This is a genomic window from Brevibacterium permense (genome assembly GCF_013280495.1).
GTDB classification, from domain to species: domain Bacteria; phylum Actinomycetota; class Actinomycetes; order Actinomycetales; family Brevibacteriaceae; genus Brevibacterium; species Brevibacterium permense.
In genome coordinates, this window is sequence record NZ_JABSSX010000002.1 from 97,820 (window position 1) to 116,192 (window position 18,373).

16 protein-coding genes are annotated in these 18,373 nt (G+C 65.7%); 6 read left to right on the plus strand and 10 right to left on the minus strand.

The genetic code is table 11. The annotated features are described in order from the left end of the window. Positions 1-34: 34 nt before the first annotated feature. Positions 35-646, plus strand: coding sequence for a TetR/AcrR family transcriptional regulator (locus HK353_RS03320; protein ID WP_173152303.1), 612 nt, complete (start codon positions 35-37; stop codon positions 644-646). Further along, a complete protein-coding gene (locus HK353_RS03325) occupies positions 643-2,682 on the plus strand; it encodes an acyl-CoA dehydrogenase family protein (protein WP_173152306.1) in 2,040 nt (679 codons plus the stop codon). Before HK353_RS03320 ends, HK353_RS03325 begins: the two co-directional genes overlap by 4 nt. Positions 2,683-2,811: 129 nt before the next feature. Here HK353_RS03325 and metX read toward each other — a convergent pair whose 3' ends face one another. The 5 genes from metX to HK353_RS03350 form a co-directional block, all read right to left on the minus strand. Then, on the minus strand, positions 2,812-3,846 hold the full coding sequence (gene metX, locus HK353_RS03330) for a homoserine O-acetyltransferase MetX (RefSeq protein WP_173152309.1): 1,035 nt from the start codon (positions 3,844-3,846) through the stop codon (positions 2,812-2,814). Between the two features lies 1 nt (position 3,847). Beyond that, entirely contained in the window at positions 3,848-5,170 is a 1,323-nt protein-coding gene (locus tag HK353_RS03335) for an O-acetylhomoserine aminocarboxypropyltransferase/cysteine synthase family protein (RefSeq protein WP_173152312.1), read from the minus strand. Between the two features lie 263 nt (positions 5,171-5,433). After that, entirely contained in the window at positions 5,434-8,880 is a 3,447-nt protein-coding gene (locus HK353_RS03340) for an error-prone DNA polymerase (protein WP_173152315.1), read from the minus strand. Positions 8,881-8,945: 65 nt separating this feature from the next. Further along, entirely contained in the window at positions 8,946-10,571 is a 1,626-nt protein-coding gene (locus tag HK353_RS03345; protein WP_173152318.1) for a Y-family DNA polymerase, read from the minus strand. Continuing rightward, positions 10,561-11,331 (minus strand): DNA recombination/repair protein RecA, encoded by a 771-nt coding sequence (locus HK353_RS03350; RefSeq protein ID WP_245395760.1) that lies wholly within the window; start codon positions 11,329-11,331, stop codon positions 10,561-10,563. The genes HK353_RS03345 and HK353_RS03350 overlap by 11 nt, the downstream gene beginning before the upstream one ends. 428 nt (positions 11,332-11,759) lie before the next feature. Here HK353_RS03350 and HK353_RS03355 point away from each other — a divergent pair, with 428 nt between their 5' ends. Genes HK353_RS03355 through HK353_RS03365 form a run of 3 tightly spaced genes read left to right on the plus strand, consistent with a single transcriptional unit; the run spans position 11,760 to position 13,783 of the window. Continuing rightward, positions 11,760-12,428, plus strand: a complete 669-nt coding sequence (locus HK353_RS03355) for a class I SAM-dependent methyltransferase (protein WP_173152320.1) — start codon at positions 11,760-11,762, stop codon at positions 12,426-12,428. A 20-nt stretch (positions 12,429-12,448) separates the two neighbouring features. Then, positions 12,449-12,913, plus strand: coding sequence for a tRNA (cytidine(34)-2'-O)-methyltransferase (locus tag HK353_RS03360; protein WP_173152323.1), 465 nt, complete (start codon positions 12,449-12,451; stop codon positions 12,911-12,913). 45 nt (positions 12,914-12,958) lie between these two features. Further along, positions 12,959-13,783 (plus strand): PfkB family carbohydrate kinase, encoded by an 825-nt coding sequence (locus tag HK353_RS03365; protein ID WP_173152326.1) that lies wholly within the window; start codon positions 12,959-12,961, stop codon positions 13,781-13,783. A 152-nt stretch (positions 13,784-13,935) separates the two neighbouring features. Here the strand turns inward: HK353_RS03365 and HK353_RS03370 are convergent, their stop codons facing one another. After that, entirely contained in the window at positions 13,936-14,190 is a 255-nt protein-coding gene (locus tag HK353_RS03370; protein ID WP_101544255.1) for a type B 50S ribosomal protein L31, read from the minus strand. Positions 14,191-14,367: 177 nt separating this feature from the next. On the opposite strand from HK353_RS03370, the gene HK353_RS03375 reads away from it, so the two are divergent. Then, positions 14,368-14,919 carry a YbaK/EbsC family protein gene (locus HK353_RS03375; protein ID WP_173152329.1) on the plus strand — a complete coding sequence of 184 codons (552 nt, stop codon included), beginning with the start codon at positions 14,368-14,370 and terminating at the stop codon, positions 14,917-14,919. A gap of 45 nt (positions 14,920-14,964) precedes the next feature. Here the strand turns inward: HK353_RS03375 and HK353_RS03380 are convergent, their stop codons facing one another. Genes HK353_RS03380 through HK353_RS03395 form a run of 4 tightly spaced genes read right to left on the minus strand, consistent with a single transcriptional unit; the run spans position 14,965 to position 18,364 of the window. Next, complete coding sequence (locus HK353_RS03380; protein ID WP_173152331.1) at positions 14,965-15,735, minus strand: phosphatase; 771 nt, start codon at positions 15,733-15,735, stop codon at positions 14,965-14,967. A gap of 44 nt (positions 15,736-15,779) precedes the next feature. After that, positions 15,780-16,709 (minus strand): TrmH family RNA methyltransferase, encoded by a 930-nt coding sequence (locus HK353_RS03385; protein WP_342589798.1) that lies wholly within the window; start codon positions 16,707-16,709, stop codon positions 15,780-15,782. A gap of 30 nt (positions 16,710-16,739) precedes the next feature. Beyond that, positions 16,740-17,576, minus strand: a complete 837-nt coding sequence (locus tag HK353_RS03390; RefSeq protein WP_139467267.1) for a sulfite exporter TauE/SafE family protein — start codon at positions 17,574-17,576, stop codon at positions 16,740-16,742. Positions 17,577-17,578: 2 nt separating this feature from the next. Further along, a complete protein-coding gene (locus HK353_RS03395; RefSeq protein ID WP_139908060.1) occupies positions 17,579-18,364 on the minus strand; it encodes an ABC transporter ATP-binding protein in 786 nt (261 codons plus the stop codon). Positions 18,365-18,373 lie beyond the last annotated feature (9 nt).

An 18,373-nucleotide genomic window follows, 5' to 3' on the forward strand; every position in this document is an offset into this window, starting at 1 on the left:
GCCGATACCGACAGTACCTGATACTGTCGGTTACATGAAATCGATCACAGACGGTCGCTCGACGAGATGGCAGAAGCATCGCAATGAGCGCCGTCGCGAACTTCTGCGTTCCGTGCGGCTCGTCGTCGAGGAGTACGGCGACGATATGTCGATGGAGCAGATCTCGGACGCGACCGGAACGTCGAAGTCGGTGCTCTACCGATACTTCACCGACCGGGCAGGTCTGCAGGCGGCCATGGGCGAATGGGCGATGGGCGTCATCGTCCGGTCTCTCGACGAGGCCGCGGCCTCCTCGGCGAAGGGCGAGGGCTCAGCCGCGGCGCAGGAGTCCCTGGCCGCGATGATCCGCGCATTCGTCACGCTCGCCGCGAATTCTCCGAACGTGTATCGCTTCTGCGACACCGCGGTCAACCGGTTCGCGCCCGAGGAGACCGGCGGTTTCTTCAATTCCGTTGCCGGGCAGCTGGCCGAACGCCTCGGCCTGAGCGGGGAGCAGGCTCGGCTGTGGTCGGCCGGAGCGATCGGTTTCGTGCGCGCCGCCACCGAGACGTGGCTGTCCCGACCGGACCGGCCCGAGGAATTCGCCACCACCATCACCCATTGGCTCTGGGCAACCCTGCCCGAACAACGAGGAGTAGAACAATGAAGCTGTCTCTTGACCCGAAAGCCATCAACGACGTCCTCGACGGACATTGGGCAGAAGCTCGCCGACTCGGGCGGACCCTGGCCGAAGCGTCGTCGACCCATGACGATCCGGCCGATGATCTCGACACCGCACGGGCGAAGACCGTCGACGGGGTCATGATGATGGCCGAGACCGGACTGCCGATGACAGGGCTGTCACCGGAGATGGGCGGAAGGAACGAACACGCCACGAACGTCGCCGGGTTCGAAGAGACCGTGACCGCAAACCCCAGCCTCCAGATCAAGGCCGGCGTCCAGTTCGGACTCTTCGGCGGCGCGATCCTCCACCTCGGGAATAAGGAGCAGCATCAGAAATGGCTGCTCGACGCTCAGTCCGGCCGGCTGCTGGGTTCGTTCGCGATGACGGAGATCGGGCACGGCTCCGATGTGGCGAACGTGGCGACCACCGCCACCTACGATGAGGCGACCGAAGAGTTCGTCATCGAGACCCCCTTCCGGGCCGCGACGAAGGAGTACATCGGCAACGCCGCCCGCGATGCCCGGGCCGCCGTCGTCTTCGCTCAGCTCATCACCGAGGGTGTCAAGCACGGGGTGCATGCCTTCTTCGTGCCCGTCCGCGACGAGGCCGGTGAGCCGATGCGGGGAGTCTCGATCGAAGACGACGGCTACAAGGGCGGGCTCAAGGGAGTCGACAATGGTCGCCTCGCCTTCGACTCCGTGCGGATCCCACGCACCAACCTGCTCAATCGCTATGGAGACGTCACCGCCGACGGCACGTACTCCTCCCCCATCGAATCGCCGGGACGCCGCTTCTTCACGATGCTCGGCACCCTGGTCCAGGGCCGGGTCTCGCTCGACGGCGCCTCCGTGGTCGCATCGAAGATCGCCCTCGACATCGCCGTGCGCTACGGACTCGAGCGCAAGCAGTTCACGGCCGGCGATGAATACGCCGAGACGACTCTGCTCGACTACGGCCAGCATCAGCGTCGCCTCATGCCGGCCCTCGCCGCCGTCTACGCCTCGGCGTTCGCGCACGAGAAGCTGCTGACCTCCTTCGAAGAGGTCTTCGCCGGAGCCGATGACTCCGACGAGAACCGGGCTCTGCTCGAGACCCGCGCGGCTGCGTTCAAGGCCGACTCGACCTGGATGGCGCTCGACGTCATCCAGGAATGCCGTGAAGCCTGCGGCGGTGCCGGATTCATGGCGGAGAACCGCCTCGTGGGGCTGCGCGCCGACCTCGACGTCTACGTCACCTTCGAAGGCGACAATACGGTGCTGCTGCAGCTCGTGGCCAAGCGCCTCCTCGGCGACTATGCCAAGGAATTCGCGAACCTCGACGTCGGCGGAGCCGCCCGCTTCATCGGCACCCAGGCCGCCGAACATACGCTCTACCGCACCGGTCTGGCCAATGCGGGACGGGCGATCTCGGATGCGCTGACCCCGAACCTCGGCGACAAGCGGATCAGGTCGGGACGCCTGCAGCGGACCCTGCTCGAAACGCGTCTGGAGGTCATGGTCGCCGGAGTCGCTCAGAAGCTGCGGCCTGCGACGAAGATGCCGGCCGCGCAGGCGGCCGATCTGTTCAACGTCCACCAGCATGAGCTCATCGAGATGGCACGCGCCTATGTCGAGCTCGAGAAGTGGAAGGCGCTGGACGAGAAGATGAAGGAGCAGACCGACGCCGATCAGGCCAAGGCCTTCCGTCGTCTGCGTGACACCTACGGTCTCGGACTGATCGAGACGCATATGGCATGGCACCTCATGTACGGTCGCCTGCCGATGTCGCGTGCACGCCAGATCAACGAGACGCTGAACCGTCTGTGCAAGAAGCTCGCGGCCAATGCGCTCGACCTCGTCGAGGCATTCGGCTACTCGGATGTCCACCGTCGGGCCACCATCGCCTCCGGCGTCGAAGCCGAGCGTCAGGCAGAGGCCGCCGACTACTACCGTCGGGCCCGGGCTCGTCAGGACTTCCCGGTCGACGAGAAGCAGCTGCTCAAGGCCGCGAAGAAGAAGGCGAAGGCCGCCGCAAGGTGACCGCGGGCCCGTGGTCCGGGCACACCAGAAGACTTTCGCAGCGAACGGTCTGCGGGGGTCTTCTGGTGCTTGGGGAGATTCGGGTCGCCGGCTGGCGACGGTGCCCGCCGCCAGCCAGCCCCGACGGTCTCAGTCGGCGAGGAAGTCGGCGAGCACCGCGGAGATCTTCTCTGTCTCGGTGAGGAACCCGTCGTGGCCGACCGGGGAGTCGATGATGTGGTGTCGCACTCTCCCGGGCAGCGCCTCGGCGAGGATGCCCACCTGTTCCGGCGGGAACAGCCGATCCGAGGACACGGAGACCACGAGGTTGTCGGTGCAGGCGTCGGCCAGTGCGACCGTGAGGTCAGAGGAGCGACCTCGGCGCACATCATGGTCGCGAAGGGCACGTGTGAGCACGATATAGCTGTGCGGATCAAACCGGGCGGTGAGCTTCTTGGCCTGATGGTCTAGGTACGAGGTCACTTCGTAGTAGTCCTCCGAACGCAGCCGACGGGAGAAGCGTTCATTGAGGTCGGCATCGTTGCGATACGTCAGGTGCGCGATCTGCCGGGCCAGTCCGAGACCATGACTGGGGAAGCTGCCGACGGCCGAATAGTCTCCGGAGTAGTAATCGGCGTCGAGTTCGATCGCGCGTTCCTGCATCATCGCCCAGGCGATCTGGTCGGCTTCGCAGAAGGCCGGTGCGGCGATGACCGCGCATTTGCGGACCTTCCTGGAATCCAACAGAGCGAACTCGAGCGCTCGCGCACCTCCCATGGATCCGCCGATGACGGCGGCCCAGGAGTCGATGCCGAGGATCTGGGCGAGATTGTGCTCCAGCCGTGCCATGTCGCGGATCGAGACCCGAGGGAATCGGGAGCCGTAGGCCAGGCCGTCATCATAGGACGACTGCGGCCCGGTCGTTCCCGAGCAGCCTCCGAGGGAGTTCGCACACACCACGAAGTACTTGTCGGTGTCGACGGCTTCCCCGGGGCCGACGACACCCGCCCACCATTCGGTGACGCGGGTATCGCCGGTCAGAGCATGCTCGATGAGGATCGCATTGGACCGGTCGGCGTTGAGGGTGCCGAAGGTCTCATAGGCGATCTCGACCGTGCCGAAGGTGTGTCCCGAGTCCGTACCGAAGCCGAGGATCCGTTCGACGGAAGTGCTCTGGGTGGTCATCTCAGGCCGCGGTCTGCGCCTTCGCCGCTGCTGCCGCGAAGCCCTTGTCGAGGTCGTCGATGATGTCGTCGACGCCTTCGATGCCCACGGACAGGCGGACCAGTGCCGGGTTCACTCCGGCGGCCTCCTGGGCTTCCTCGTCCAGCTGTGCGTGCGTGGTCGAGGCCGGGTGGATGACGAGCGAGCGGACGTCGCCGATGTTCGCCACCAGCGAGTGCAGTTCGAGGGCGTCGACGAAGGCCACAGCGGCGTCGTATCCGCCGGCGATGTCGAAGGCGAGCACCGAACCCACGCCGTTCGGCAGGTACTTCTTGGCCAGGCCGTTCCAGGGGCTCGACTCGAGTCCGGCGTAGGCGACGCGGTCGACCTGGTCGTGGGCTTCGAGGTAGGCGGCGACCTTGTTCGCGTTCTCCACGTGGCGTTCGATGCGCAGGCTCAGGGTCTCGATGCCCTGGGCCAGCAGGAATGCGTTAGTCGGGCTGAGCGAGGGTCCGAGGTCGCGCAGTCCCTGCACGCGAGCCTTGAGTCCGAAGGACACGTTCACTCCGAAAGCTCCGTCGGCGCCGAGGTCGCGGGCGAAGACGAGTCCGTTGTAGGAAGCGTCGGGTTCGTTGAAGCCGGGGAACTTCTCCGGCTGTGCGCCGTAGTCGAAGTTGCCGCTGTCGACGAGGACTCCGGCAACGGAGTTGCCGTGGCCGCCGAGGTACTTCGTGGCGGAATGGAGGACGACGTCGGCTCCGTGTTCGATCGGACGCACGAGGTAGGGGCTGGCCAGGGTGTTGTCGACGATGAGCGGCACACCGGCTTCATGGGCGATTCCGGCGATCGCCTCGATGTCGAGGATGTCTGAGCGCGGGTTCGACACGACCTCGCCGAAGAGGATCTTGGTGTTGTCCTGGATCGCGTTCTTCCATGCCTCGTGGTCGTCGACGTCGACGAAGGTGGTGTCGATGCCGAGCTTGCGCAGGGTGACGTCGAGGAGGTTGACGGTTCCGCCGTAGAGGCTGGAGCTCGCGACGATGTGGTCGCCGGCTCCAACGACGTTCGTGATCGCGAGGAAGGCCGCGGACTGGCCCGAGGCGGTGAGGACGGCGTGGACGCCGCCTTCGAGATCGGCGATCCGGTTCTCGACGACTTCGTTCGTCGGGTTCGTCAGGCGGCTGTAGACGGGGCCGACATCGGTCAGCGCAAAGCGCGCTGCGGCATGATTCGCGTCGTTGAACACGAATGAGGTGGTCTGGTGGATGGGCAGGGCGCGCGAACCGGTGGTCGGATCGGGGACCTGTCCGGCATGGATCTGGCGGGTTTCGAATGCCTGGGTCATGGTGACTCTCCTGTGTGAATGCGGTGGCGGTGTCGCTGGTTGAGGCGATGTGATGTGTCTACTGTCATCGACTTCGCCGGCTGGCACCCACCTGTGTGTCATGTTGGTGTCATCGTCTGTCATGTTTCGTCACACCGTGCCGTGCAGCTGTCATCTGGCATGCCTGCGTCGTGCTGTCATCCCGTCGCGTACGGGCGATGCCCTTGTCGCACGTGGCCAGGTGTCACACGTGTGCGGTTGCCACACGTGTGCAGTGCCGACATTCACCGGAAGTTCCGCGCCTTCGTCGGCAGCTGCACCTCGAGGGGGATGAGTTTGTGGGCGTAGAGGCTGACCACGTCTCCCCCGCGCTGGATGAGTCCGGTGACGACGAGGGCGTTGCGGGAGGTCGCGACCGTGCGGAAGCGTTTCATCAGCCCGGCCGTGGCTACGACGTTGAGCATCCCGAATTCGTCTTCGAGGTTGATGAAGGTGATCCCCGAGGCGGTGGCCGGGCGCTGCCGATGGGTGACGATCGCGGCCACCGTCATCCGGGTTCCGTCTGCGGCGGCGGCCGCATCCGCGGTCGATGAGTATCCGCGGGCGCGAAGCGTCTCGCGCATCATCTCCGTGGGGTAGCCGTCGACGGTGATCCCGGTGGAGAACAGCTCGGCCAAGGTCGTATCGAAGGCATCCATGACCGGCAGGCTCGGAGCCGAGTCCACGCTCGCCGTTCCCGGCAGCAGCCCCGGATGGGCACCGGCGACTCCCCCGGCCAGCCACAGGGCCTGCCGTCGGTCGAGGTCGAATCCGGACAGAGCCCCGGCCGTGGCCAGCGATTCCAGGGCCTGCTTGCCGGCTCCGGTGCGTTCGGCCAGGTCCGCCACCGAGGTGAACGGCGCGTTCTCGCGTTCGCTCGCGATCACCTCGGCGAAGGAGCCGACATGCGCGACCGTGTCCAGTCCCAAGCGGATCCCCAGCTCCCCCGCCGAGGCGGTCGTGTCCTTGTCCTCCCCCGCTGAGGCGGTGTCCCCATCCCCCGCCTCTGCGACCCGTTCGAGGTCCGTGGCCGCTTGGGAGCGGCGGATGTCGACGGGCAGGATCGGCACCCCGTGCCGGCGGGCGTCGGCGATGAGCGACTGCGGGGAGTAGAAGCCCATCGGCTGGCTGCGCAGCAGTCCGGCGGTGAAAGCGGCGTGGTGATGGTATTTGAACCAGGCGGACTGATAGACGAGGTTCGCGAAGCTGATGGCATGCGATTCGGGGAACCCGTAGTTCGCGAAGGCGGCGATGGTGGCAAAGATCGCCTCGGCGGTCTCCGCGTCGACTCCGCGCGCACGCGCTCCGGTGCGGAACTTCTCGGCGAGTTCGGCCATCCGCTTCTCCGACCGGCGGGAGCCCATGGCCTGCCGCAGCCGGTCGGCATCGGCCCCGGTGAACCCACCGACGTCGATGGCCATCTGCATGAGCTGCTCTTGGAACAGAGGGACCCCGCAGGTCTTGGCCAAGGACTTCTCGAGCAGCGGGTGGAGGTATTCGACCTGATCCAGACCCTGCCGTCTGCGGATATAGGGGTGGACGGAGCCGCCTTGGATCGGCCCCGGTCGGATGAGGGCGACCTGGACGGCCAGATCGTAGAACGTTCTCGGACGCAGCCGAGGCAGGGTGGCCAGCTGGGCGCGGGATTCGACTTGGAAGACCCCGATCGCGTCGGCACGGCAGAGCATCTCGTAGACGGCTTCGTCGTCGTCATCGATCTCCGCCCGGTCGATGAGGACCCCGGTGTGACGGTGGACGAGTCCGACCATCTCGTGCAGGGCGGTGAGCATGCCCAGACCGAGCAGGTCGAACTTGACCAAATCCATGGCCGCGCAGTCGTCCTTGTCCCATTGAACGACGGTGCGGTGGCCCATCGTCGCCCTCTCGACCGGCACGACTTCGCCGATGGCACGGTCGGCCAAGATCATCCCACCGGAATGGATGCCCAGATGGCGTGGTGAGCCGAGCAGATCCTCGGCGACCTTGAGCACCGGTGCGGGCACCGGTGAGTCCTCGGCATCGGGCAGGCTCGACCACCGGTTGCTCGACTTCGAGAACGCATCCTGCTGGCCGGGGGCATAGCCGAGGCTGAAGGCGGCGTCCCGGATGGCCGATTTCGCACGGTAGGTGATGACATTGGCGACCTGGGCGGCCCGGTCACGGCCGAAATGGTCGTACACGTATTGGATGACCTCTTCGCGGCGGCCGGATTCGATATCGATGTCGATGTCCGGGTACCCCTTGCGGTCCGGGGACAGGAACCGGTCGAAGAGCAGTCCGTGTTTGACGGCGTCGACGGCGGTGATGCCGAGGACGTAGCAGACCGCGGAGTTCGCCGCCGAGCCCCGGCCTTGGCAGAAGATGCCCATATTGCGGCAGAATTCGGTGATGTCGAAGACGATGAGGAAGTAGCCGCAGAAACCCAGTTGGGCGATCATGTCCATCTCCCGGTCCAGCTGCTCCCAGGCCCGCGGGTGCTCTGCTCGGGATCCGTAGCGGGTGCGGCCGCGTTCGGCGATGAGGCCACGCAGATACGTCTCCCCCTCGGTCTCATCGGGCATCGGCGCCTTCGGCAGGTCGGGACGGGCTGAGGAGAGGACGAAGGAGCAGTCCTGACCGATCCGCACCGCATTGTCCACAGCCTGCCGCGGGAAGCGTGCGAGCATCTCCTGGCCGGTGTGGATGCGTGCGCTCGCCGTCGCCGGCAGCCATCCGGCCAGTTCCTCCAGGGACTTCCGCGACCGCACCGAGGCGCGCACCTGAGCCGACTTCCACTCGGCCCGGGTGGCGAAGTGGACGGCATTGCTGGCGATGATCGGCAGGCCCGTCCGCTGGGCCAGATCGCCGAGGTGGTGCAGCCGTTCGTCGTCATCCGGGGCTCCGTCCCGGCTGAGTTCGACGGCGACCCGGTCGGGTCCGAAGAGTGCGGTGAGTTCGCGCAGAGCGCTGAGCCCGCCGTCATCGTTGCCCAAGGCTCGTCGCAGCGGTCCTTTGCGACAGCCTGTGAGGATCATCCAGTCTCCGTCCTCTGCCGCGAGTTCTTCGAGGTCGAAGAGCGGACGGTTCTTCTCACCACGCAGGTTCGCCTCGGTGATGACCTGAGAGAGCTGGTGGTAGCCCTCGACGCTGCGGGCGAGGACGAGCAGGTGGGTGGCATCGGGGTCGGTCTGTCCGGGGATCTTCTCGGACAGCCCGATGGACAGTTCGGAGCCGAACACGGTGTCCAGTCCCGCCTCGGCGGCGGCATGGGCGAAGCGGACGGCACCGTAGAGTCCGTTGTGGTCGGTCAGCGCCAGGGAGCTCAGCCCGGCGGCGGCGCCGGCGGCGACGAGCTCTTCGGGGTCGGAGGCTCCGTCGAGGAAGCTGAACTGGGAGTGCACATGCAGCTCCGCCCAGTCGACCTGCTTCCGCAGCAGTCCCGGTCCGCGGTTCAGCCCCTGAGCGCTGCCGGCGCCAGCCGACTCCTGATAGCGGCTGCGTCCGTCCGAACCGCCGGGGCCGACCGAGACTTGGTGGCGGTCAAGGCGGGAGAACGCAGGGGCATCGGAGCCGTCGGCGTGCTTGTCGACAGGCTGTTTTCCTGCGAAGTTCTCGCCAGCAGGCTGTTTGTCCGCCGGGGAAGACCGGATGTCCTTACCCTCGAGGCGGCGGGCCAGCTTCGACCACGGTGTACGCGGGTTCGAGAATCCCATCGGGATCTCCTCCTCTCAGGTGGGGTCGCTCTCTCAGTTGGAGTCGTTGGTCGGCAGGTTGCCGGTCAGCGGTAACGGCCGGTGAGGTACCACTGACCGTGCTCTTTGCTCAGCAGAAGGGCACGGCCGGCATCGGTGACCACCTGCAGCCGGGTGCGGTAGACAGCTCGGTTCGGGTCCCACCAACCGGATTCGATGGGCCAGGAACCGGAGTAGTCGGTGATGGTCTCGGTCTGCCCGGTGGGGAATCTGATCGTCGCCGGGGCCGCACCCAGACCCGAGGGGCGTGCTTCCACCGGTGAGCCGTCCGCGGCGAGCACGTCGACGGCGGAGTGTTCGACGGTCGTCGGACGGGGTGCGTGCAGAGCACCGGGCCAGGGAGCGGCAGGGCTGCGTTCGGGGACGGCCGCCTGCTGCCACGGGGTCCACAGGTTCGTCTCTGCCGGGTCCCACCCGCCTTGGATGCCCGGAACCAGGACGGCATCGGGACCGAACAGTCCCTGCAGACGCTCGAGCGTATGGGTGATCTGCCCGGTGTTCTCGTCGAACAGGCTGCGTGTGGCACCGATCGGGGTGGTCAGTTCGGCCGCGATGAGGCGCAGCGCGATGATGCCGTCGTCGGAGAAGTCCTCGGCGTCGGGTGCCGGCTCGTCGACGATGTCGAGTTCCTGCGGGTCAGGCTGCGCCGTGCGGGGGTTCTGTCCCGGAGGCGAACCCCGGCCCACTCCCGCCAGCCAGCCTTCGGCCTGCCACCGCAGGCGGTCGGCGATCGCATTCTCCTGCATGTCCTCGATCCGCCAGGTCCGGGACGAGGACTGGCCGCCCGCGGCATCGAGTTCGATCGTGATCTGGGTGCAGACCAGCGCCTGTCTGCGTACCTTGGCCAGCAGGTCGGCACCGAGCTGGCGGGCGAGGAAGCCGAGGGTGTCGCTGCGGGTCGTCGGGGCATCGAGGTCGAGTTCGACGTCGAGCTGTTCGCCGCGGACATGATCGGCGAGCGGGGCTCCTGCCCGCCCGGAGGCCAGGTCGTGCAGATGCCGACCGAAGGCGCCGAAGCGTGCGTTCACGTCTTTGGTCGCGAGGCGGGCGAGGTCGCCGAGGGTGCGCAGCCCCAGCTGCAGAAAGACCTCGATCAGCGCGGTCGCCTCGGCGCCGGCGTATTCCAGGGTGGTGATCGGCTGGGCGGAGAGGAAGTCCACGGTCTGTCCGGGTTCGACGCGGCGCGCCTGTCCGGCGGCGAGGACCGCGGCGAAGACGGTGTCGGCGATCCCGGGGAAGAACTCCCATCCGGTGTCATCGACAAGCGCCGAGACCAGTGTCTCGACCGCATCGGCTTCGTCGGCGTAGCCGTGTCTGAGCGAGTCGAGAGGGATCGCCAATGTTCCCGGGCTGAGCAGGGTGAACCGTGCGACGAGGTTGTCGAGGGCACCGACCCCGGCACTGAAATGTCGGTTGTCGGCCTCTTCGTCCCAGACCGCGATGTGGGCTTCGGGACAGCGGTATCCCACAGCGCGTTTGTTGTTCCCGGCGGTGATTCCGGCGGCACGGGCCGGAGCATCGGCGGCGATGACCTTGCCGGCGTGGAGAACCGCGACAGGGCGGCCCGGTGCGATGTCGTGTTCGACCGCGGCGGCCACCGCCGGCCAGTCGGGAACGGTGAGCACGAGGGTGCGGCCGGACTCATCCGACATGGCTGATCACCTGCCGCAGCTGTGTGATCGTCGACCACCGAGGATCGTCGTCCGTGTCCGTGGCCGGATCTGTGCCCAGATCCGTTGTCGGGGCAATGGAGGCTCCGCCGTCTGCGACCACTTCCAGCGTCCCCGCGGGGACGCTGGCGGGAGTTCCTGACGGTCCCGGCAGCAGGAACCGGTGGGTTCCCGTCTGTGAACGAGCACGGACGAGGCAGGACTGCAGACGGCCGTGACCGTGTTCGGCGCCCGACCAGCGAGTGTCGGTGATCTCGATCTGCTCCGTACTGCCGGAAAGAGGTCGGAGGCTGATGAGGCTCATTCGTCGTTCACGGATCTTCGCCAGGAGTCGGGCCCGTTCCGACGCGCTCGGGGCGAAGCCGGGGTCGACGAGGATGATGTCGAAGGATTCGATGAGGATCGACGCCACTCGCAGCCAGTCCTCACCAGGGGTCGCGAGATTGACGAAATGGTCGAGATCGACACCGAGGTCGGCGATCGAGGACACGGACGGTTCGCCGAGCCCGATCCCGGCACACCACTTCTGTTCCCGGGTCGCCGCAGCGATCGTCGCCAGGCCGCAGCTCAGCGACAGCTCACCGGTGACGGTGACGAGTTCCCCACGCGGCAGACCGCCGCGACGGAACAGCGGAGAGAGCACAGGATCCACCGGATGGGGTGGGATCTTGTCGAACAGTGCCGCAGCCGTGGAGATCCCCGTCTCCCGACTGAGCTGTTCGATGACCGGTGCTGCTGACATGACATCCATTATCGAACTGACGTTCTAAATTGGCAAGATTCAGACAACAGCTTCGCCTTCCCGGGCGTGTCGCCATTCGGCTTCGAGCCTTCATGCGGTAGCAAAACGAGGTCAAAGCCGCAGCACTCACCGCCGCCTCCCGGGTCGGCCGCCTCCGCCGCATTCGGCTCATCGTCTCTCATGGCGCTCCCCTCCCGCGGTCGCTTCGGCCCTCCGGTCCGGCGATCCCCATGACCACCGACCGCGCCTCCACTCTAGGATTCGGCACTGACGCCAGAATTCGAGCAAGACAGTCTCCAGCGCTCGATCATTGCCGAGATTCGATTGAGTTTCGTTTCTTCAGGTGACCGAACCGAACCAGGTGTGTCCCGAAAGTCGCCGAACTGCCTTACACCGGTGGTGTCAGCGCCGACGGGTAGGGTGACGTCATGACTGACGAAGCCCGCATCCGCGAAGCGGCCACGCGTGACTCCTATGATGCGATCGCCCGGACCTACACGGACTGGGTCGCCGATGAGCTCACCGCCAAACCGCATGACCGCGCCGTTCTCGGGGCCTTCTCCGAGCTCGTCCTCGGCACGGGCTCAGCGGAGGTCCTCGACATGGGCTGCGGGCCCGGTCGCATCACGACGTTCCTCGCCGCCCTCGGACTCGAACCGCGCGGACTCGACCTCTCCCCTGCCATGATCGAACTCGCTCGGGGCCTCTATCCGATGCATCAGTTCGACGTCGGGTCGATGACCGTCCTGCCCTATGCCGATGAGTCCTTCTCCGGTCTCGTCGCCTGGTACTCGACGATCCATGTCCCCGACGATGAGCTTGTCCTCGCCTTCGCCGAGGCGGCCCGTGTCCTTCGTCCGGGCGGCTGGTTCCAGCTGGCGTTCCAGCTCGGGGACCGGGTCGATCATTGCTCCGATCTCGCCGGCTTCGGCGTCGATCTCGATTTCCATCGCCGCTCGATCGATGACGTGCTCACCGCGCTCGAACCGCACGGCTTCATTCCTGCCACCCGCATCGAACGCGAACCCGACCGGACCGGTCGGTTCCCGGAAGCGACCAGGCAGGGGTACCTCCTCGTTCGTAAGGCCAGCCTCTGAGGTGAGAAGATGAGGGTGATATGAACATCGACATCGTCTTCCACACTCCCGAGATCCCCGGCAACACCGGAAACGCCATCCGGCTCGCCGCGGTCACCGGAGCCCATCTGCATCTCGTCGAGCCCCTCGGCTTCGACCTCTCCGACGCGAAGCTGCGCCGAGCCGGTCTCGACTATCACGACCTCGCCCATGTCACCGTCCATCCTTCGATCGACGAACTCTGGGGCCGCCTCGGTGAACGTCGGGTGATCGCGTTCAGCACGCATACGGACAATTCCTTCGCCGAGGTGGACTACCAAGACGGTGATGTCCTCCTCTTCGGGCGCGAGTCGACGGGACTGCCCGACGAAGTCGTCAACGACGAGCATGTGGATATGACAGTGCGGATCCCGATGCTGCCGGCACGCCGTTCGCTCAACCTGGCGAATTCGGCATCCATCGCCATCTACGAAGCCTGGCGTCAGCACGGCTACGCGGGCGCCTGAACCCGCGTAGACTTCTTCGCGAACGCTTTACCTGAAAGGACCACTATGACCGCAAAGGTGCTCACTGTCGCCGGATCCGATGTCTCCGGAGGAGCCGGACTCGAAGCCGATCTGAAGATGTTCGACGAATACGGGGCCTTCGGCACTGCCGTCGTCACCTGCATCGTCACTTTCGATCCCAATGACGGATTCGCCCATGTCCTCGAGTTCATCGAGCCCGAGGTCGTCACCCGTCAGCTCGAATCGACGCTGGCCGTGCACGAGTTCACCGCCATCAAGTCCGGAATGCTCGGCTCCGTCGACTCGGCGCTGGTCCTCGCAGAAGAGCTGAAGACCAATGATCTGCCGTACGTCTTCGATCCTGTGCTCGTGTGCAAGGGCGCAGGCACCATGGTCGATCTCAAGGATCTCTTCGTCGAGAACCTCGTGCCTCTGGCCACCGTCGTCACCCCGAACCTCGAAGAGGCCGCGACCCTGGCCGGGGTCGATCCCATCGACTCCGTCGAGGGCATGATCGAGGCCGCGAAGATCATCCACGGGCAGGGCGCGAAGAACGTCGTCGTCAAGGGCGGAGCACGGCTGGCTGGGGGCGATGCCATCGACATCCTCTTCGACGGAGAGACCGTGACGACTCTGCGCTCGCGCAAGGTCAACAACAAGCTCGTCAACGGCGCAGGCTGTTCCTTCGCGTCCTCGATTGCGGCAGGAATCGCCACCGGTCTCGACATCAAGGACGCCGTCGTCTCCGCGAAGGAGAAGGTCGCTCACGGAATCGCGAACTGCCTCGACAATGCCACCGGCGTCGCCTCGCTCTACCATCCGGCGTCACGAGTGAGCCCCTCCTCCGAGGTCTCAGTCACCGTCGGCTGATCATCGGTGCTTCGGCTGCGTCCCCGCGGGGACGCAGCCAGTCACAGTCGGGACGTCGCATCAGAGTCAGTCGGCTTGCAGACGACAAATCGCCCCGCACACCTTTCCGGTGTGCGGGGCGATTCGTATGAAGCTGTTGGGAACGCCCGAGATCAGCGCTTGCCGAAGCCCTTGTAGCGGTCCTTGAACTTCTCCACGCGGCCGGCGGAGTCGAGGATGCGCTGCTTGCCCGTGTAGAACGGGTGCGAAGCGGAAGAGATCTCGACGTCGATCACGGGGTAGGTGTTGCCGTCTTCCCACTCGATGGTCTTCTCGCTCTTAGCGGTGGAGCGGGTGAGGAACTTGGTGCCGGAAGCCAGATCGTTGAACACGATCGGCGCGTATTCCGGGTGGATGTCCTTCTTCATTTTCTTACCTCTGCTGAATTCTTTCAGGCGCCTGATATGAGTTGAACTCATCTGCCAGTGCCCGAATTCGTCTGCTGGACACGCTCCGAACCGTAGGAACCGGACCCGGAGCGACAGTCCATTCTATCTGATGGGCCCGGACAAAGCGATTCGACACGGATCTCCTAAACTGTGGCCATGACCACGAAGGAACGCCTCTCCACTCAGTTCACCCTCCAACCCGCCGCCACCGCTCCCGAACTCATGGCCGAATCGACTGCCGCCGCCTTGTCCACGGTTTCCGGCGATGTCGACGTCTTCGACATCGATCCGCGGATCGCCGATACCGCTGCTCTCCTCGCTGCCACGGATCTGCCTCCGGCCACCTCGGCGAACTGCGTTCTCGTCGCCGGCTCGCGGGGTGGTGAGGAGCGGATCGCCGCCTGCATGGTGCTTGCGAACACCCGCGCCGACGTCAACAAGCGGGTCAAGAAGCTCCTCGATGTCCGCAAGGCCTCGTTCCTGCCGCTCGAACGCGCCGTGAACGAATCCGGAATGGAGTACGGCGGTATCGGTCCGATCGGCCTGCCGGAGAATTATCGGGTGCTCATCGACTCCCGCGTCGCCGAGGCCGACGAACTCATCATCGGTTCCGGTATCCGCGGTTCCAAGCTGCTGCTCTCCGGATCCACTCTCGCATCCCTGCCCGGCTCCGAGGTGATCGAGGATCTCGCGAACGAGATCGGCTGAACGTGGCGCTCGGGCATGCATCGCCCGCCGGTCGAGCGCTGCTCGTCAGTTCAGTCCGGAACAGTCGATGACGAAGTCGATGAGCGGGGCGTAGAGGTTCGGCACGACATCGTCGTCGAGCGGGATTGTCGCTTCGATCTGCCCCTGCGCCTCGGCGACGAAGAGTGCCGGATCATTGCAGTCGGCATAACCGATCGTTCGCAGCGCTCTGCTCGAGGCGGCTCCGGCCCACCCGTGGTCGGCGACGACGAGGTCGGGGGCAGATCCGCCGCGGGCGGCGATATCATCAAGCAGCGCATGCATGGGTTCGGCCAGGTGCGTGTGCGGGCTGCCGCCGTGCAGGTGCCAGGTCCACACGTTGCTGATCTGTCGCACGTCCCCACCGATCTCCGGAACCGGGATGAAGTGATCACGGGTGTCGATGACGGCGCCGGCGTCTTGCGCCGCGGCGGCAATTGCCATATGCACAGGCAGAAGCCCTGCGGGGTGGCCGGTGGCGAAGAGGATCTGTCCGCCGGCGCGCGCGACCTCGCCGACCGCCTCGGCGAGCTTCTCCAGAGCGTCGATGCAGGCGTCGGTGGAGATCGTGTCCACGCCTTCGACGAAGTCGGGATCGGGCCGCAGGCCACAGCGCGCAACCATAAGCGCGAACACTGAGTCATAGTTCCATGTGCGGGTGAGCTCGACACCGAAGTCGAACTGGCGTTCCTGGTCGAGGAACCGGTGGATATGGGAGAGATTGTTCTCTCTTGGAGTGGCGACCTCCCCGGTGATCCGTCCGGCTTCAAGGGCATGGGCTAGGGTGCTGCGGTCCACTGGGGTCCTCTCTGTAGCTTGCGGGGAAAGGGCACTGGAACAACTCACTCTTCCTGCAGGGCGAAGCAGGTGACCGCCGAGGCGGCAGCGACATTGAGGGAGTCGACTCCCCCGCTCATGGGGATCATCACGGTCGAGTCGCAGGCGGCGATCGTCGATCTCTTCAGACCGTCGCCTTCGGTGCCGAAGACGACGGCGGTACGTTCCGGTGCGGTGGCGGCGAACTGGCGTAGGCTCACCGATTCATCATCGAGTGCCAGTGCGGCGACATGGAAACCGGCTTCCTGGAGCTCTGCGATCCCGCCCGGCCAGGATTCGATGCGAGTCCAGGGCACCTGGAAGACCGTGCCCATCGACACGCGGATCGACCGTCGATAGAGCGGATCGGCACAGCGTGGGGTCACGAGCACGGCGTCGGCGCCGAATGCGGCCGCAGACCGGAAGATTGCGCCGACGTTCGTATGGTCGACGATATCTTCGATGACGACGAGTCGCCTGGCATCGGCGATCAAGGAGGAGACCGGAGCCGGAGCGGGGCGGCCCATGGCGGCCAGCGCTCCTCGGTGGAGGTGAAATCCGGTCAGGGACTCCACGGCGGCATCCGTGCCGATGAAGATCGGCACATCGCTCTCGGAGATGATGTCGGCCAGGTCGAACAGCCATTTCGGGCTGGTGAGGAACGACCGGGGTGAGAGGCCGGCTGCATGAGCGCGGCGGATGATCTTCGAGGATTCGGCGATGAACAGCCCCTCGGCGGGTTCGCGGACGCTGCGCAGGGCGACATCGGTCAGCTGCGTGTAATCGCGCATGCCCTCGAGACGCCGGTGCAGGGCATCGCTGGAATCACCGCCCTGGCTCCCCGAGGTCAGGTCCGCCTCGTCGAAGAAGCGCAGACGCTCGACGGCGATCCCGAGTTCAGCGGACCGATTGATGACCTGCTGACGGGTCAGGGGTGCCTTGGCCGGAGTGTTCACAGCGCGCTCCCGTTCACAGCGGAATTCCGTTCACAGCGTGAGGATCCTCCAGATCGCGACGAGTCCGAGGGCCACGATGACGGCGCGCAGCAGCACGGGCGAGAACTTCCGCCCGATTCGGGCACCGAAGTACCCGCCGATGAGTGAGCCGATGGCGATGCAGACGACGGCGATCCAGTTGATCCGGTCGTGGCCGACGATGATGTACGTGCTCGCCGAGACCGTATTGACGACGAGGACGAGGACGTTCTTCAGCCCGTTGAGTCGCTGCAGATCATCGGGCAGCAGTAGACCGAGCAGGGCGATGAGGATGATGCCCTGGGCAGCGGCGAAGTAGCCGCCGTAGATCGCGGTGAGGAAGACGACGATGAGCACGGCGATGTACCGGCCCGTGGACAGGCGATCCCCCGCCTTGGCGGCCCGATGCTCGACGCCGGCGGCCTCGGCCCGGCGCAGGGACCGATTCTTCAGGTAACGGGAGAGGTACGGCTGGCCGACCACCATGATCAAGGCTACGACGAGGAGGACCGGTACGATCGTCTCGAATGCGTCCTCGGGCAGGTGCAGCAGCAGATACGCCCCGGTCAGCGACCCGAGCAGAGAGGCGGGAACGTATCCGAGAATCCGTTTCCACTGCCCTCGCAGCTCTTCACGGTATCCGAACGAGGAGGCGATATTGCCGGGGATGAGACCGACGGCGTTGCTCATCGTCGACACCACCGGCGGCACCCCGAAGGCGACGAGCGCCGGGAAGGTGATGAGCGTTCCGGAGCCGACGACGGCGTTGATGCCTCCTGCCGCGATTCCGGCGACGATCACGAGGCCGATCTGCCACGGTTCGAGGCTCAGGTTCGCCAGGAACTCCATGCTCAGAGGGCGGAACGTGCGTGGTAGCGCTGACCGTCCCGGGTGAGCTTGACATCGATGCCGAAGGTCGCCGCAAGGTTCTCCGCCGTCAGGGTCTCCTCGATCGGACCGGCGGCCAGATCGGTGCCCTCGGACAGCAGCAGCACATGCGTGATGCCCTCCGGGATCTCCTCGACATGGTGGGTGACCATGATCGTGGCCGGCGCCCACTTCGACGAGAGGATCTCCGAGAGTGCGCCGAGCAGCTCCTCGCGCCCGCCGAAGTCGAGTCCGGACGCCGGCTCGTCGAGCAGCAGCAGCTCCGGGTCGGTCATGAGCGCACGAGCGATCTGCACACGCTTGCGCTCGCCCTCGGACAGCGTGCCGAAGGTGCGATCGGCCAGATGGGTGATGTGGAACGCGGCCAGCAGATCGCGGGCACGTTCGATATCGTCCTGTTCGTACTCCTCCACCCAGCGTCCGGTGACGCCGTAGGCGGCGGTGAGCACGGTGTCGAGCACGGCTTCGGAACTCGGAATGCGGTTGGCCAGAATCGTCGAGGCATAACCGATGCGCGGGCGCAGTTCGAACACGTCGACGCGCCCGAGCTGCTCTTCGAGGATGTTGACCGTACCCGTCGTCGGATGCATGCGACCTGCCGCGATTTCGAGCAGGGTCGTCTTGCCCGCACCATTGGGTCCGAGCACTGCCCAGTGCTCGCCTTCGGCGACGGTCAGCGAGAAATCGTCGAGGAGGAAATTGGTTCCCCGGCGCACGGACACAGAATCCAGATTCAGGACTTCACTCATATTTTCAGA

What these genes read in the sequence shown, in the direction of transcription:
- HK353_RS03320 (WP_173152303.1), top strand. Translation starts at nt 35, where the DNA reads ATGAAATCGATCACAGACGGTCGCTCGACGAGATGGCAGAAGCATCGC.
- HK353_RS03325 (WP_173152306.1), top strand. Translation starts at nt 643, where the DNA reads ATGAAGCTGTCTCTTGACCCGAAAGCCATCAACGACGTCCTCGACGGA.
- metX (WP_173152309.1), bottom strand. Translation starts at nt 3,846, where the DNA reads ATGACCACCCAGAGCACTTCCGTCGAACGGATCCTCGGCTTCGGTACG.
- HK353_RS03335 (WP_173152312.1), bottom strand. Translation starts at nt 5,170, where the DNA reads ATGACCCAGGCATTCGAAACCCGCCAGATCCATGCCGGACAGGTCCCC.
- HK353_RS03340 (WP_173152315.1), bottom strand. Translation starts at nt 8,880, where the DNA reads ATGGGATTCTCGAACCCGCGTACACCGTGGTCGAAGCTGGCCCGCCGC.
- HK353_RS03345 (WP_173152318.1), bottom strand. Translation starts at nt 10,571, where the DNA reads ATGTCGGATGAGTCCGGCCGCACCCTCGTGCTCACCGTTCCCGACTGG.
- HK353_RS03350 (WP_245395760.1), bottom strand. Translation starts at nt 11,331, where the DNA reads ATGTCAGCAGCACCGGTCATCGAACAGCTCAGTCGGGAGACGGGGATC.
- HK353_RS03355 (WP_173152320.1), top strand. Translation starts at nt 11,760, where the DNA reads ATGACTGACGAAGCCCGCATCCGCGAAGCGGCCACGCGTGACTCCTAT.
- HK353_RS03360 (WP_173152323.1), top strand. Translation starts at nt 12,449, where the DNA reads ATGAACATCGACATCGTCTTCCACACTCCCGAGATCCCCGGCAACACC.
- HK353_RS03365 (WP_173152326.1), top strand. Translation starts at nt 12,959, where the DNA reads ATGACCGCAAAGGTGCTCACTGTCGCCGGATCCGATGTCTCCGGAGGA.
- HK353_RS03370 (WP_101544255.1), bottom strand. Translation starts at nt 14,190, where the DNA reads ATGAAGAAGGACATCCACCCGGAATACGCGCCGATCGTGTTCAACGAT.
- HK353_RS03375 (WP_173152329.1), top strand. Translation starts at nt 14,368, where the DNA reads ATGACCACGAAGGAACGCCTCTCCACTCAGTTCACCCTCCAACCCGCC.
- HK353_RS03390 (WP_139467267.1), bottom strand. Translation starts at nt 17,576, where the DNA reads ATGGAGTTCCTGGCGAACCTGAGCCTCGAACCGTGGCAGATCGGCCTC.
- HK353_RS03395 (WP_139908060.1), bottom strand. Translation starts at nt 18,364, where the DNA reads ATGAGTGAAGTCCTGAATCTGGATTCTGTGTCCGTGCGCCGGGGAACC.